Source organism: Wenzhouxiangella indolica (genome assembly GCF_042310355.1).
Lineage (GTDB): Bacteria > Pseudomonadota > Gammaproteobacteria > Xanthomonadales > Wenzhouxiangellaceae > Wenzhouxiangella.
Window position 1 is genome coordinate 1 of record NZ_JBHJMR010000027.1, and the last position, 14443, is coordinate 14443.

At 66.7% G+C, this 14443-nt stretch carries 13 protein-coding genes; 5 read left to right on the plus strand and 8 right to left on the minus strand.

The window, feature by feature from the left end:
- Nucleotides 1-465: 465 nt before the first annotated feature.
- From rpmG to ACDC67_RS15635, 6 genes are all read right to left on the minus strand, one after another.
- Entirely contained in the window at nucleotides 466-633 is a 168-nt protein-coding gene (rpmG, locus tag ACDC67_RS15610) for a 50S ribosomal protein L33 (RefSeq protein ID WP_164228181.1), read from the minus strand.
- A gap of 12 nt (nucleotides 634-645) precedes the next feature.
- Nucleotides 646-882 (minus strand): 50S ribosomal protein L28, encoded by a 237-nt coding sequence (rpmB, locus tag ACDC67_RS15615; RefSeq protein ID WP_376694562.1) that lies wholly within the window; start codon nucleotides 880-882, stop codon nucleotides 646-648.
- 76 nt (nucleotides 883-958) lie between these two features.
- Entirely contained in the window at nucleotides 959-1555 is a 597-nt protein-coding gene (locus tag ACDC67_RS15620) for an SCO family protein (protein WP_376694563.1), read from the minus strand.
- A complete protein-coding gene (locus ACDC67_RS15625; RefSeq protein WP_376694564.1) occupies nucleotides 1552-2013 on the minus strand; it encodes a copper chaperone PCu(A)C in 462 nt (153 codons plus the stop codon). The genes ACDC67_RS15620 and ACDC67_RS15625 overlap by 4 nt, the downstream gene beginning before the upstream one ends.
- A gap of 34 nt (nucleotides 2014-2047) precedes the next feature.
- Nucleotides 2048-2893 (minus strand): cytochrome c oxidase assembly protein, encoded by an 846-nt coding sequence (locus ACDC67_RS15630; protein WP_376694565.1) that lies wholly within the window; start codon nucleotides 2891-2893, stop codon nucleotides 2048-2050.
- 59 nt (nucleotides 2894-2952) lie between these two features.
- The gene (locus ACDC67_RS15635) at nucleotides 2953-4191 is read right to left on the minus strand and encodes a hypothetical protein (protein WP_376694566.1); all 1239 of its coding nucleotides are present in this window, start codon (nucleotides 4189-4191) and stop codon (nucleotides 2953-2955) included.
- 123 nt (nucleotides 4192-4314) lie between these two features.
- Here ACDC67_RS15635 and ACDC67_RS15640 point away from each other — a divergent pair, with 123 nt between their 5' ends.
- Nucleotides 4315-4740: a DUF3429 domain-containing protein gene (locus ACDC67_RS15640; RefSeq protein ID WP_376694567.1), complete on the plus strand. Its 426-nt coding sequence runs from the start codon at nucleotides 4315-4317 to the stop codon at nucleotides 4738-4740.
- A 93-nt stretch (nucleotides 4741-4833) separates the two neighbouring features.
- Nucleotides 4834-5097: a hypothetical protein gene (locus tag ACDC67_RS15645; protein ID WP_376694568.1), complete on the plus strand. Its 264-nt coding sequence runs from the start codon at nucleotides 4834-4836 to the stop codon at nucleotides 5095-5097.
- A 68-nt stretch (nucleotides 5098-5165) separates the two neighbouring features.
- Here ACDC67_RS15645 and azu read toward each other — a convergent pair whose 3' ends face one another.
- Both azu and ACDC67_RS15655 read right to left on the minus strand, forming a co-directional pair.
- On the minus strand, nucleotides 5166-5618 hold the full coding sequence (gene azu / locus ACDC67_RS15650; RefSeq protein WP_376694569.1) for an azurin: 453 nt from the start codon (nucleotides 5616-5618) through the stop codon (nucleotides 5166-5168).
- Nucleotides 5619-5854: 236 nt separating this feature from the next.
- Nucleotides 5855-9130: a S41 family peptidase gene (locus ACDC67_RS15655; RefSeq protein ID WP_376694570.1), complete on the minus strand. Its 3276-nt coding sequence runs from the start codon at nucleotides 9128-9130 to the stop codon at nucleotides 5855-5857.
- 219 nt (nucleotides 9131-9349) lie between these two features.
- Between ACDC67_RS15655 and putP the strand changes: the two genes are divergently transcribed.
- The 3 genes from putP (at nucleotide 9350) to ACDC67_RS15670 (ending at nucleotide 13994) form a co-directional block, all read left to right on the plus strand.
- Complete coding sequence (gene putP, locus ACDC67_RS15660) at nucleotides 9350-10804, plus strand: sodium/proline symporter PutP (protein WP_376694571.1); 1455 nt, start codon at nucleotides 9350-9352, stop codon at nucleotides 10802-10804.
- 18 nt (nucleotides 10805-10822) lie between these two features.
- Nucleotides 10823-13372, plus strand: coding sequence for a tetratricopeptide repeat protein (locus ACDC67_RS15665; protein ID WP_376694572.1), 2550 nt, complete (start codon nucleotides 10823-10825; stop codon nucleotides 13370-13372).
- 121 nt (nucleotides 13373-13493) lie between these two features.
- On the plus strand, nucleotides 13494-13994 hold the full coding sequence (locus tag ACDC67_RS15670; RefSeq protein ID WP_376694573.1) for a fasciclin domain-containing protein: 501 nt from the start codon (nucleotides 13494-13496) through the stop codon (nucleotides 13992-13994).
- Nucleotides 13995-14443: the final 449 nt, after the last annotated feature.

Sequence of the window (14443 nt, forward strand, 5' to 3'; positions counted from 1 at the left end):
GGGCCGTAACGCATCGGCCGATGCGTTGCGCTTCGCTCCACGCATCCTACGCTTCTCCGCAACCGCGCAGATGGCGCGCGCTCAGCGCGCGGGGGTCAATCCAGAGCGCAAGCCCGGGATCCCTCCCATGGCCACTTTCGGAAACGATCCAGGGCACCACGCGACCAGCCGGGCTATCGCGAAGCCCGCTCACCGAAGGGGCCAGCCCCCACAGTGATCAAGCTCCTGAGGCAACTGAGCGTGGGACTTTGAAGTTAGAGGGCGCTTTTGCTTACTTTTGTCGCGAATGACAAAAGTGAGTCGCCGCAAGACCCCGCGAAGCGGGCCCGGGCGAAACAGATTTTGACGTGTCGAGGCCCCCACCCCGCCCGGTGGCGCCACCCCCTCCAAGACCGGCACCCGCCACAACCAAAAACGCCGGGCAGGGCCCGGCGCTTCGAAGCGAACTCGCGAGCGCGAAGTCGCTTACTTGATCTTGGCTTCCTTGTACATCACGTGCTTGCGCACCACCGGATCGTACTTCTTGAACTCCAGCTTGTGCGGGGTGTTCTTCTTGTTCTTGTCGGTGGTGTAGAAGTGCCCGGTGCCGGCACTGGAAACCATGCGGATCTTGTCGCGTGCGCTATTGGCCATCTCGGCAGCTCCTTAAACGTGTTCGCCGCGGGATCGCAGATCCGAGAGGACCTGATCGATGCCGTTCTTGTCGATGATGCGCAGTCCCTTGGTGGATACGCGCAGCTTGACCCAGCGGTTTTCGCTCTCGACCCAGAACCTGTGGTTGTGCAGGTTCGGCAGCGAACGCTTGCGGGTGCGGTTGTTGGCGTGGGATACGTTGTTTCCGACCAGCGGGCGCTTGCCGGTCACCTGACACACTCGGGACATGACGAATGTTCCTGAAATTGGGTTGGTTGCTAATCGAGCCGGACTTTATACCCTAGAATCGGCCGCAAATCAAGGATTACCCGCCATTTCCGGTCGACCCGGACAGCAGGCGCTCCAGGTCGGCGGCAATCTCGGCCACGCCCAGGCTGTCGAGAAGCATCAGCTGCGGCTGGCCTTCGGCGTCGAACACGAAGATGGCCGAGCTGTGGCTGACCTCGTAGCTGCCGTCTTCGCGCCGATCCTCGTAGCCGTATGTGGTGCGGTAGCGGCGCGTCAAGGACTTGAGCTGTTTCTGGCTGCCGGTCAGACCGACCATGCGCTCGCTGAAGGCGTCGGTGTAGTCGGCAAGCTGCTGCGGCCCGTCGCGCTCGGGGTCGACGCTGACAAAGGCGAGCTGCAGCTGCTCCTGCTGGGGCTCGGGCAGGCGCCGCACGGCCGCGACCAGGCGCGCGAGGGTGGTCGGGCAGATATCGGGGCAGTGGGTGAAGCCGAAATACAGGGCGACCGGCCGGCCGGCGAAATCCTGCTCCGTAACCGTCTCCCCCGATTCAGCGGTCAGCTCGAAGGCCAGCGGCGGCATCAGGCCGGAAATGTCCTTGCCGTTCCAGCTCGGGTCGCCGCAGGCCGACAGCGCGATGGCCAGCACGATCACCGCCGGGACCCGGATGTTCACGACGAGGTCACCGGCACGACGGTGAAGGTCACGGCCTGCTCCGACGGCTCGACACCCTCGAAGCCGAGCACGATCTCGACCGCGTCACCCACCTCGAAATCGCGTTGGGCGCGCATCAGCATCAGGTGCAGCCCCTTGGGCTCGAACGACACCGTCTCGCCCGATCCGACGAGCACGCCACCGTGCTGGTGCTCCATGCGGGCGCTGCCTTCGTCGTCGATCACGGTGCGGTGAATCATCACTGTCTCGAAAGCCGGCGAGGCGGCCGATACCAGGCGGACCGGGGCATCGCCGTGATTGCGGACGGTGAAGTAGCCGGCCATCGGCGCGCCGCCGGGCACCAGGCGCACGCGCGGGTTGTCGACCTCGATCGGCGCCGCCGGAGCCATGTCCGCCACCCACCACACCGCGCCGGCCACCAGGACGGCGACCAGCAATACACCAGAGATGATTTTCATGCCTTGCGCTCCTTGTCGGTTGAATCGACCCGGCTCAAGCCGCCGCCGGGCGGGCGGCGTTGCGCGCCGCATCGTCGTAGATCCAGAATCTCAGAATCACCAGCGCACCGACCACGCTCATCATGGCGGCCGGAATCCAGGTGATCAGACCGCCGAGGTGCTGGTCGGTCATCGGGTCCAGCGGCCAGGCGCGGCCGCACACCGCGTAGACCTCGAACCAGTTCGAATCGGCAAAGGTGATGCTCGCGCCGATGATGATCTGCGGCACCATCACGGCAAACAGCAACAGCACGCGCGTGCCGTAACCCAGGCGCGGGGTGATCCCGGACTTGCCGCGATCGAACATCAGCCACCAGAACAGCAAACCGTCGAGCGCCATCGACCAGTTCATGACCCAGTACAGCGTCAAGCTGAGCATGGCGTCGAAGTGAATCTCGGGCGTCAGCCAGAAGGCGATCAGGCCGACGAACAGGAAGCAGGCGATGGCCGGCTGCTGCAGCCAGCGATACGGCACGACCCACACCGCACGCAGCCAGCCCTGGCGCGCGAACCAGGCGCGGACGCGCGGCGGAATGCCGCGGGCGAGCACCGGCGCGGGCATGGCCAGCGCGATCAGGAAGGGTGCGAGGTGATGCAGCACGAGATGCTGGCCGCGATGGATGAAGAACATGTACTGCGACCAGTAGTCGAAGTGCGTCTGGGTGACCAGGTACATCAGCACCACGCCGAGCACGAAGCCGAGGATCGGCCCGTAGCCCGGCAGCTCGCCGGCCGGCGTGTTGCGCAGGCCGTTGAAGTACAGCAGCAGGGCGCTCCAGACACTGATCTGGACCAGCCAGCTGAACTCCCAGGGCACGAAAAAGGCGAGAAACTCGGTCACGACAACCCGACTGCATCAGCAACCGCTTATTTTAATCCAATGCGGTGAGCATGCCGTGGCTAATTGTCGCCGATCCGCCGGCGCCGAATCAGCCCCTCGGCGAGGAAGGCCGGAACGATTCGCTTGAGCCGGGCGCGCTGATCGTCGGCCAGGTTCGACCCGAGCAGGGCTTCGAGCCAATCGACGGTCATGCGCCGTTCGTCGCGGCCGCCGTCGGCGGCGGCCTCGCAGGCGATCAGGCGCAGCTCGTTGCGCTTGAACGAGCGCGGGAAGCCGTCGAGATAGTTCCCGCACAGCCGTATCGTCAGCGCGGGATAGCCGTGGGCGCGCGAGGCACGCACGAGCGCATACATCGACTCGGTATCGCCCAGGCAGAACGCCGGATCGTGATCGAGCAGGCTCGCGGCTTCCTCGACCGCCGCGCGGGGTCGCCCGAAGCCGGCGAGCAGGGCGTTGACGTGCACCCGTCCGTGCTCGACCCGTCGCAAGGCGTCGCCGGCCATGGTCAGGGCGTCGGCCAGCTGCCGGTGCTGCTGCGGCGTGCCGCCCTTTCGAACGACTTGCGCGTACAGCGCGTCCAGGTCTGCGGGAGCGACCCTCGACGAATCGACGGCTCTCGCGGGGCCGTGAAGCACGCGACCGGCCAGATCGAACCAGGCGATGGTGGCCCACATCCAGTAGAACAACACCGCGGCCTTGTGGGCCGGCTGAACGGAAAGCGGCAGGGGCAGAACCGATAGCCCGAGATAGCCGATCGCCAGGCCGAATAGCGCACCCACCAGCCCGGCAACCGCCCGCCCGCCGACCTGTGCGGCGAGATCGCGCCAGTGCAGGGGATCGAGTGCATTGATCAGTGACGGCGAGCGCGAGAGCACCAGGGTGGACGGCACCAGCGCCACCAGCAAGAACAGCGCCAGCAGTGCGGCGAGCCAGCCGGTCGACACCCCGGTCAGCACCGCGCTGGCGGGCACCATGGCCAGCAGCCAGAGCACGATCAGCCGCCCGACCAGGCCGGGCGGGATATCCTGCTCGACCCGCTCGGCCAGGGTGCGCGCACCGGCCGCCGCGGCCAGCAGGCAGCGGGCCGCCAGGCGCAGGGTGATCACCCAGGTGACGACCACGAACACCACCGTCGCCGCGGCACGCGGCCCACCCGGCAGCAATCCGCCGGCCAGGTCCAGCAGCAGGGCAAGGGCGGGAGTCGCCAGCAACCACGATCGCTGGGGCGGGGCCAACGGCGCCCGCGCGGCTTCAGCCAGGGACTCACGAGCCCACTCATCCTGATTGTTCAGCGCCACCTCTCGCGAGACCTCCATCTTGACCGGATTACCGCCGTGCCCGAGTATGCCGTGAACGGCGCCGCAAACGGCACGATATCCTGTCGATGACCACGGCGCGTTACGGGTCCAAGGAGAAAGCACATGCGAAGCAGGCAACAGACCGCGAAGATACTGGGCTGGGCCGGCGTACTACCCTTCGGGGCATGGGCGCTGGTGGCCTGGACCGGGGCGCCGCACTGGCTGATGGAATTGCTGGTCGGCTACGGCGTGCTCATCCTGGCCTTCATGGGCGGAACGCTCTGGTCGGCCGCACTCGACAAACCCCAGGAACCCGAAGCACCGCTGATCGCCAGCATCGTCCTCGTGCTGGCCGCGCTCCCGGCATTCGTGCTGCCCGCCATCTCGGCGGCGCTGTTGCTGGCGGTGCTGTTTGCGCTGCACTGGACGGCCGAGTACCTGTGGATCCGGCAGGTGCAGCCGGGCTGGTATCGACGCATGCGCATGGGCATTACCGCCTCGGTCATCACCCTGCTGGTCCTGGCCGTATTGATCGAACTGGGCGCATGAAGCACCGCCACGATCGCTGAGTGCCGGGAACCACCGACACATTGGACTGTCGATCCCTGCAAGCCCCCTTTTTTTACACAACCGGAGCCTTTAATGATCAATCGAATCGCCATCGCTTTCCTTGCCACCACTTTCCTGGCCGGCCCGCTGGCGGCCCAGCACACCAAGGACTACTCCGACCAGTTGCCGGATGACCTGCCGGAATTCGAGGAAGTCGACCAGAACGACGACTCGATGATCGATTGGGAAGAAGCGAAGGCCGTTGGCGTGCCGCGCGAGGTGTTCGAGGCCGAACAGCAGCAGGGCTACCTGACGCAGCCGACGTGGGACTACGTCATCTTGCGGAAGGATCCTTGATCGTCGTCCTCTGACGGGGACTGAGGAGCAGGCGCCCGCGAGCGCGGGCGCCTGTCCGGGCGGCGGGATTACTCGATGATGAACTCGCCGCGCATCATGGCCACGTGGCCGGGGAAACTGCAGAAGAACTCGTAGTCGCCGCCGGCTTCAAGCCCGTCCAGGCTGAAGGTGATCGACGTCGACTCGCCGCCGCCGATCTGTTCGGTGGCAGCAATCACGCGCTCGTCGTCCGGCTTGACGTAGTCATTGTCCAGCCCGGCCGAGACACCGTCCTGGGCGATGCCCTGCACGTCTTCACTCTTGGAAAGAACCCAGTTGTGGCCCATCTGTTCGACGGCCATCTTGCCGCTGTGGGTCAGGGTCAGGGTGACTTCGGAGCACTCGCTGCTGACGGTGAGCGAGTCCTTGTCGAATCTCATCTGGTCATTGCTGTCGATGGTCAGCTCGCAATCCTGCGCGAGCAAGGTACCCGAGAGCAGGAAACCGGCGAGCAGGGATGACAGGCGTATGGCGTTGTTCATGAGTTGCACTCCTTGAGGATTGCATTGGTTGGGGGCATTACTGTATGTCTGTCTCGTGACCGGAAAATCAAGGCCCGGGGCCTTCGAATCAGGCGCTTTGAAGGCCCCGGTCACGGCCTCGGTCGAAGCGCAACTCGGGCGCGCCAGGGCGAAGTCGTAGTGTCGTAGGATGCGTGGAGCGACAGCGCAACGCATCGGCTCCCGGCGGTCGAAGCCGATGCGTTACGGCGTTGGCCTTACTGTCCGAGCTCGGTCGGCAACGGCGGTGCCTCGTCGGGAATGTCGTCGGAATAATCCTCGAGCATCGCCCGGATCTGCTCGATGGCCGCCTGCAGCTGGCTGTCCGTTCCGCTGTTGGTCGCCACGGGGTCGAGTTCGACCTCGATATCGGGCGCCACGCCCTCGTTCTCCACCGACCACTCGTTGTCGGTATCGACGAAGCGGAAGTGCGGCACAGTCATGGTGCCGCCGTCGACGAAGCCGGGATTGGCGTAGATGCCGATCAGCCCGCCCCAGGTGCGCTTGCCCAGCAGCGGACCGATGTCGAGTTCGCGGAAGGCGTAGGGCAGGTAATCACCGCCGGAGCCGGCATCCTGGTCGATCATCATCAGCTTCGGCCCGTGCAGGGCGCCGAAGGGCGTGCGCGACATTTCACCGTGGCGATAGACCCAGTTCGAAAGATGCGGGCGCGAGAGCACCTCGACGATGTAGTCGGCCGCCTGGCCGCCGCCGTTGGCGCGCTCGTCGATGATCACTGCTTCGCGGTCGAGCTGGGCGAAGAACATGCGGTTGAAGAAGGTGTATCCGGCGCCGGCGGTGTTGGGCAGGTAGACGTAGCCGACGCGACCGTCGGTGGCCTCGTCGACCGCCCGGCGATTGGCCTCGACCCAGGCCCACAGGCGCAGCTCGCCTTCACTGTCGACCGGCTCGACGATGATCTGGCGCGAATCGTCGCCGTCCGGGTCGGGCCCCACTCTCAGGCGCACCTGCTCGCCGACGGTGTTGTACAGGTGCTCGTGAAGGTTGTCGTCCGCGTTGATCTCGCGGCCGTTGACCGCGAGGATGTAGTCACCCTCACGCGCGGCGTTGCCCGGCTGGGCCAGCGGCCCCCGCAGGAAGGCGTTCCAGGACTCGCCCGTGTAGATGCGCTCGATGCGCCAGCGGCCGTCGTCGACGACGTAGTTGGCGCCGAGCAGGCCGCCGCCGGGTCCGGATTCGCTGTGGACGTCGCCGCCGCCGACGCGGTTGTGCCCGGCATGCAGCTCGGCGATCATCTCGACCATCAGCGCGTTCAGGTCCTCGCGCCGGCCGACGTGCTCGACCAGCGGCCGATACTGCTCGTAGACGGCGTCCCAGTCGAGGCCGTGCAGGTTGTCGGCGTAGAAGTATTCCTTCTGCATGCGCCAGCCCTCGTCGAAGATCTGCGCCCATTCCTTATTCGGGTCGATGCGCATGCGCAGGCCGGAGAGGTCGACCGCTTCGGGCTCGATCTTCTCGCCGGCCTCGGCGACCTGGACCGAGCCGTTTTGGTAGATCAGCAGGTGACTGCCGGCGGCACTGATCTCGAAGCCGTTGAGGCCGCTGAACACGGTTGACGCCTCACGCTTGTCGAAGTCGAAGCGCATCAGGCGGTTCTCGTCGATATTGTTCTCGCCCGGCATCTCCACGGTCGAGCCCGGCTGCGGGTAGCGGATCCAGAACAGGCTGCCGTCGCCGGCGACCTGGAGGCCGCGGTAGTTGCCCTTGGCCACCGGCAGGGCGACCGTGCGCTCGGCCAGGCCGTCGAAGTCGATGCGGACCTCGATGTCCTTGTCTTCCTCGTCCTTACCGTCCTCGTCCTTGCCATCGCCTTCGGCGTCTTCCCCGCCGGCGTCCTCGTCGCCGGTGCGCGGCGCCAGCGGCGACTCGCTGTCCTCGGCCAGCACCAGGGCGTAGATCCCGGCGCGATATGGCCGCTCCTGGGTCGACATGTCCAGCCCGAACTGGATCGGGCCGGCGTTGGTCGAGGCGGCCATGTACAGGTACTTGCCGTCGCGGCTGAAGGCCGGCGAGGCGACGTCGGCCATGCCGTCGCTGATGCGCCTCGACTCATCCGACTCGAAGTCGTGAACCATCAGGTCGCTGAGGTAGTTGTCGCCGCTGAGCGTGTAGGCCAGCCAGCGACCGTCGGGCGAGAAGGCGACGTCGAAGCCAGCCATGCGGGCCGACTGGTCGATGCGGCTGCGATCGCCGTCTTCCAGGTCGATCACGAACAGGCTGATGCCGTTGTCGGAATAGGCGATGCGCCCCTGTTCGGCGTCCCAGGCCTCGAGCGAGTAGAAGTCCGGCCCCAGCTCGTGGCGCGCGATCTCTTCGCCGTGCTGGTCGGCGACGACCAGCTCCTGGCCCTCGAGCGACTCGACGATCCATGCGATCTCGCTGCCCTCGGGCGACCAAAGGGCCGGGTACTCGCGCTGGCCGTCGGTGACGGTCAGGTTGCGCGTCGAGCCGTGTTCGACCGGCACCGTGAAGACGTCGCCGCGGGCGGTGGCCAGCACACGCTTGCCGTTAGGCGAGATGCCGACGCGCTCGATGTTGCCCTGCACGCTCTTCCACTCGGTGCGTTGCTGGGGCAGGTCAGGATTGAGTGCAATGTCCAGCGTACGGCGCTCGCCGCTGGCGAGATCCAGTTCGTGCAACTGTCCCCCGGCCTCGAACACGATGTGATCGCCGTGACCGTCGGCCCAGTGCACGTCCCACTCGGCCTGGTCAGTCAGGCGCTCGATCTCGCCCGAGGCCGGATCGAAGGCGTGCAGGTTCAGTCGCTTGTCGTGACGGTCGGAGATGAAGACCACGCGTTCGCCCATCCAGAAGGGCTGGATGTCGTTGACGCGCTCGCCGGGGATATCGACGACTTCACCGGCTTCGGGGTCGATGATGCGGACCGACGGCGTGGTGCCGCCGCGATAACCGCGCCAGCCGGCCGAGCCGCCGTAGAGGCCGTTGTAGGCCGGGCCGTGGTCGATGTAGGCCAGGCGCTCGCCGGCGCCGTCCCAGCGGCCGCGGAAAAAGCGCGCCGCCATCTGCTTGACCGGCGCACCGCCGTCGACCGGCACGTGCCAGAGCTGGGCGGAGCGACCGTGGTCCGTCTCGCGGCGGGAAGCGAATGCGACTTCCTCGCCGCCGGCGTTCCAGCCGACCGGCACGTCGCTGCCCGGATGCCAGGTCAGGCGCCTGGGCTGGCCGCCATCGACCGAAATCACGTACACGTCGGTGTTGCCCTCGTATTCGGCGGCATAAGCGATGTGCCGGCCGTCGGGCGAGAAGTAGGGATTGTTCTCTTCGGCCGCGGCGCTGGTGAGGCGTTTCGGGTCGCCGCCGTCACGATTGGATATCCACAGATCGCCGGCGTAGACGAAGGCGAGGTGGTCGGCCGAAACGGCGGGCTGGCTCAGCAGCCGGGTAGGTTCGGCAAGGGCCGCTGTTGAAAGCAGCGCCAGCGCCGCGAGCAGGCTGGTCGGGAAAGTTCGCACGGATCGACTCCTGAAATTGGGCTCGTGATTGATCGCCGGACTATATCAGCCCGCCGTCACCGCGGCATGGGCTGGAAGTCACGGCACCGCGGCAGCGTGAGCGGGCGGGCGGAATCGCCGTGCTAGTATCGAATTCCCGAACGGGAGGAAGCCGGATCGGGTAAAACGAAGACGGGCAGTCATGCCCGCCACCACCAGTCATTCGGGAGGGAATGCGGTATGAGCGGCGTCTATATCACCTTTGCACTTTATTTCGTTGTCCTGCTGGTACTGGGCGTCATCGCCTGGCAGCGCACTTCGAACCTGTCCGACTACATCCTGGGCGGGCGATCGCTGGGCAGCGGCGTCACGGCCCTTTCGGCCGGCGCGTCCGACATGAGCGGCTGGCTGCTGCTCGGGCTCCCCGGCGCGGCCTACCTCAGCGGCCTGGAGGCCGGCTGGATCGCGCTCGGCCTGCTCATCGGCACCTGGCTGAACTGGCTGGTTGTCGCCTCGCGGTTGCGCACCGCCACCGAGAAGCTCGACGACTCGCTCACCCTGCCGGACTATTTCCAGCGCCGCTTTGCCGATAATTCGCGCGTTCTTCGAATCCTGCCGGGCATCTTCATCTTCATCTTCTTCTCGCTCTACGTCAGCTCCGGGCTGGTCGCCGGCGGCCGGCTTTTCGAGGAAGTCTTCGGCCTGCCCTACATGTGGGCGGTGACGACGGGTGTGCTGGCGATCATCATCTACACCTTCATGGGCGGCTACCTGGCGGTCAGCTGGACCGACGCCCTGCAGGCCCTGCTGATGTTGCTGGCGCTGGTGGCCGTGCCCATCATGGTCTTCGGCACCGGCGACACGGGCCTGTTCGAAGCCGTGCGCGAGAAGAATCCCGAACTGCTCAATCCGTTCACCGACTCGAGCGGGCAGGCCATCGGCCTGATCGCGATCATCTCCTCGATGGCCTGGGGCCTGGGCTATTTCGGCCAGCCGCATATCCTGGCGCGATTCATGGGCATCCACCACGTCAGCCAGCTCACCAAGGCGCGACGCATCGCGGTCAGCTGGGCGGCGATCGGCCTGGTTGCCGCCGTGCTGGTCGGCATGGCCGGCATCGGCGGACTCGAGACAACGCTGACCGGCGCCGATACCGAGAAGGTCTTCATGCGCCTGGTCGAAGTGCTGTTCCACCCCCTGGTCGCCGGCATCTGCCTGGCCGCCATCCTCGCCGCCATCATGTCGACAGCGGACTCGCAGCTCCTGGTGGCCTCCTCGGTGGTGTCGGAAGACTTCTGGAAAGGCCTGCTGCGTCCCGACGCCAGTCAGACCGAGCTGGTCTGGGTAGGCCGTATCTCGGTGATCGTCATCGCCCTCCTCGCCTTCTGGTTCGCCCGCGATCCCGACAGCAAGGTGCTCGACCTGGTCTCCTACGCCTGGGCCGGCCTGGGCGCGGCCTTCGGCCCGGTGATCGTCATGTCGCTGTTCTGGTCGCGCATGAGCCGCACCGGCGCCGCGCTGGGCATGCTTGCCGGCGGCGTGACCGTCATCGTCTGGCAGCCGCTCGAAGGCGGCCTGTTCGACATCTACGAGATCCTGCCCGGCGCCATCTTCGCGGCCCTGGCGGCCTGGATCTTCAGCCTGGTCGTGCCGGATGATCGCGCCACCGAACAGTACCAGCGCATGCTCGACTGAGTCAGTGCCCGGCAAGCCATGAGCAAGCAGGCCGGGCGACTGACGCCGCTGAGACGGCGGGTGCTGGATGCCGAGTTCGAGCGGCTGCTCGAGCTCGACGAGAACCAGCGGGCCGAGCGCCTGCGCGAACTCGCCGGGCGCTGCCCGCGGCTGACGCGATGGCTGGGGCCTTTGCTCGACGCGCTGACCGACAAGGCCGAGCATCTCGAGGCCATGATCCGGGAGGTCGCCGACTCGGCCGTCAACCAGCTCGACGGCGATGACGCCGAACTGCCCGCCGGCACCCGGCTGGGCGCCTGGCGCCTGACCGGGCTGGTCGGGCGCGGCGGCATGGGTCACGTCTACCGAGCCGAACGGGCCGACGGCGCCTTCGAAATGAGCGCGGCGGTCAAGGTCATCCGGCTGCGTCGCGACCGGCGACTGCGCACCCGGCTGACCATCGAGCGCCAGCTGCTGGCCCGGCTCGACCACCCCAATATCGCGCGCATCCTCGACGGCGGCACCACCGACGACGGCCAGGCCTGGCTGGTCATGGAATGGGTCAGCGGGCGCGACCTTCACCAGTGCCGCGAAGACCACCGCGGGGATTGCCAGGCCTGCCTGGGACAGTTCCTGCGCCTGGCCGAGGCGGTCAGCCATGCCCACCAGCGCCAGGTTGTCCACGGCGACATCAAACCGGCCAACGTACGCGTGGGCGACGACGGGCGCGTGCGCCTGCTCGACTTCGGCGTGGCGCGACTGCTCGCCGGCGAAGCCGAAGACACCCGGCAGCGCATTCGCGCGCTCACGCCCGCCTGGTCGGCGCCGGAGCTGCGCGCCGGTTCGCCGGTCTCCACGCATTCCGACCAGTGGTCGTTGGGCGCACTGCTTTACTGGATGCTCACCGGCACGCGCTTCGACCGCGACCTGGCCGACGATCCGCGCGCGCTGGCAATGCGCATCGGTCGCCACTGCCCGCGCCGGAACGACCTGGCCGCGATCATCGCCAGGGCCTGCGCCACCCGCGGCGAGGCGCGCTATCCCGCCACCGCCGACCTGATCCGCGACATCGAGCGCTACCGCCGGTGCAAGCCGGTTCAGGCCCGCCCGGCCTCGCGCCGCTACTTCACCGCGCGCTTCGTGCAGCGCAACCCCTTCGCCGTGGGCCTGAGCAGCCTGGCCGGCCTGTTGCTGATCCTGGGCCTGGCCGGCACCAGCTGGCAGGCCCGGCAGGCCGCGATCGAGCGCGACCGTGCCCAGCTGGAAGCCAGCAAGACGGAGCGGGTGAGCGAGTTCCTGGTCGGACTGTTCGAACACGCCGACCCGTGGCGGGCGCGCGAACGCGAGCTGACCGCGCGCGACCTGGTCGATCGCGGCGCCGAGCAGATCCGCGTGCTCAACGAATCCCCGCAGGTGCAGGCCCAGATGTACCAGATTCTGTCGCGCGTCCACCGCGGCCTCGCCGACTACGAACGAGCGGGCCGTCTGGCGGCCGAGGCCGTCGATCTGCTCGAGTCCGATCCCGACAGCGCGCCGCTGGCGCGGGCCGAGGCCTGGTCGCTGCGGGCCGATACGCTGGGTTCCCAGGGCCGCTACCAGGAAGCCGAGTCGGCCCACCGTCGGGCGCTGGCGCTGGTCGACGACGAGCCACCGCCGACTCGCGCTCGCTTCATGAACGGTCTCGGCCTCACGCTCTATTCCCTCGGGCGCCTGGACGAAGCCCGCGACCTGCTCGAGCGGGCCCTCGACATCCGCCGCGAGCACCAACCCGAGAGTGCCGAACTGGCCGAGTCCTACAACAACCTGGCCCTGCTCAACGCCACCATGGATCGCAACGAGGTTGCGCGCGAATACTACGACCGCGCCATCGTGCTGCGCCGCCGCGTACTCGGCGAAGACCATCCCACCACCAGCTTCTCGCTAACCAACCTGGCGTCACTGCTGGTGCAGACCGGGCGCCCGTCCGAGGCCCTGCCCGCCTTTCGCGAAGCCCTGGCCATTCGCCGCAACGCCTTCGGCCCCCAGCACCCGGCGGTCGCCAGCGTGCTCTACCAGTTGGGCTGGGCGCACGCCAACCTGGACCAGCACGACCGCGCGCGCGACTACTACCAAAGAGCCCTGGCCATCCGACAGGACGCCATGGGCGAGCACCACCCCTCTGTTGCCGTGCTCTACAACGCACTCGGCAGCGTTGCGCGGGCACAGGGCGACCATGGCGAGGCGCTCGAGCTCCTCGAGCAGGCGCTCGACATCTATCATCGCAGCTACGGCGAGTCCCACCACGACATCGCCCTGGTGCTGGGCAACCTCGGCACCACGCACATGAAGCTCGGTAACCTCGAGCGGGCACTCGAGCTGCTGCAAAGCGCCCTGAGCATGAGTCGAGCCGAGCTTGGAGAACGTCACCACCAGGTGGCCGACAACCTGAGAAGCCTCGCCGAACTGCACCTGCGAAGCAGCGAATTCGACCGGGCGGCCGAACTCGCCCGGCAATCGCTCGACACCTACCAGCAGCTGCACGGCGACGAAACGCACGCGTCGGTGAGCGACGCCCGCGAGCTGCTGGAGCGCATCCACGCGGCGCGTTGACGCTTCCCTCACACAAACACGACACGGCCTTCATTTCCGCTTGATTCCGCGTTCATCGCGTTAGGGCATTGTGCGGCTATCGCCAATCAGGCGACCGATGCAAATCAACCGGAGATCAAGCATGAATATTCGCAATCTGATGACCCTCACGGGCGCCGCCCTGTTCCTCACCGCTTCATCCGCCGCGCTTGCCGACCATCACGGCAACAAGGACAAGGAAGAGAAGAACATCGTGGAAACGGCCATCGCTGCCGGCCAGTTCGACACCCTGGTTACCGCGGTCCAGGAAGCCGGGCTGGTCGAAACGCTGTCCGGTGACGGTCCGTTCACCGTATTCGCACCGACCGACGAGGCCTTCGCCAAGATCCCGGAAGCGGATCTCAACGCGTTGCTGGCCGACAAGGAAGCGCTGGCCAATGTCCTCACCTACCACGTGGTGGCCGGCAAGGTCATGGCCTCCGACGTCGTCAATCTGTCCGAGGCCGGAACCGTGCAGGGCTCGACCGTGGACATCAGCGTCGACGGTGACACCGTCATGATTGACGGCGCGCAGGTCATCAAGACCGACATCAAGACGTCCAACGGCGTCATCCACGTGATCGACACCGTGATCATGCCGTAAGGTTTTCTCTACAGACAGAGAGAAGATGGGCGCCCGCTTTTTGCGGGCGCCTTTATATTTGGAGCCCGGCCGGTTCTTCAACGCTGTCGGCCCGGCTGGTCGCGTGGTGCCCTGGATCGTTTCCGAAAGTGGCCATGGGAGGAATCCCGGGCTTGCGCTTCGGGTTGACCCCCGCGCGCTGAGCGCGCGCCATCTGCGCGGTTGCGGAGAAGCGTAGGATGCGTGGAGCGAAGCGCAACGCATCGGCCGATGCGTTACGGCCCTACGGGCCTCCACGCACCCTACGCGCCCTTCACGCCTTGGGGCGATAGGTTGCCCGGCACCGCCGGACATTCCGGTGGCCTCGACAAGTCAAAGGCGTTTCGCCCGCCTGCTTCGCAGGCTGATGGCGAGTACCTTTTTTCCAAAGCGAAAAAAGGCACCAAAAATCGCTTTTCAACTTCAAAGTC

What these genes read in the sequence shown, in the direction of transcription:
- rpmG (WP_164228181.1), bottom strand. Translation starts at nt 633, where the DNA reads ATGGCCAATAGCGCACGCGACAAGATCCGCATGGTTTCCAGTGCCGGC.
- rpmB (WP_376694562.1), bottom strand. Translation starts at nt 882, where the DNA reads ATGTCCCGAGTGTGTCAGGTGACCGGCAAGCGCCCGCTGGTCGGAAAC.
- ACDC67_RS15625 (WP_376694564.1), bottom strand. Translation starts at nt 2,013, where the DNA reads ATGAAAATCATCTCTGGTGTATTGCTGGTCGCCGTCCTGGTGGCCGGC.
- ACDC67_RS15640 (WP_376694567.1), top strand. Translation starts at nt 4,315, where the DNA reads ATGCGAAGCAGGCAACAGACCGCGAAGATACTGGGCTGGGCCGGCGTA.
- ACDC67_RS15645 (WP_376694568.1), top strand. Translation starts at nt 4,834, where the DNA reads ATGATCAATCGAATCGCCATCGCTTTCCTTGCCACCACTTTCCTGGCC.
- azu (WP_376694569.1), bottom strand. Translation starts at nt 5,618, where the DNA reads ATGAACAACGCCATACGCCTGTCATCCCTGCTCGCCGGTTTCCTGCTC.
- putP (WP_376694571.1), top strand. Translation starts at nt 9,350, where the DNA reads ATGAGCGGCGTCTATATCACCTTTGCACTTTATTTCGTTGTCCTGCTG.
- ACDC67_RS15665 (WP_376694572.1), top strand. Translation starts at nt 10,823, where the DNA reads ATGAGCAAGCAGGCCGGGCGACTGACGCCGCTGAGACGGCGGGTGCTG.
- ACDC67_RS15670 (WP_376694573.1), top strand. Translation starts at nt 13,494, where the DNA reads ATGAATATTCGCAATCTGATGACCCTCACGGGCGCCGCCCTGTTCCTC.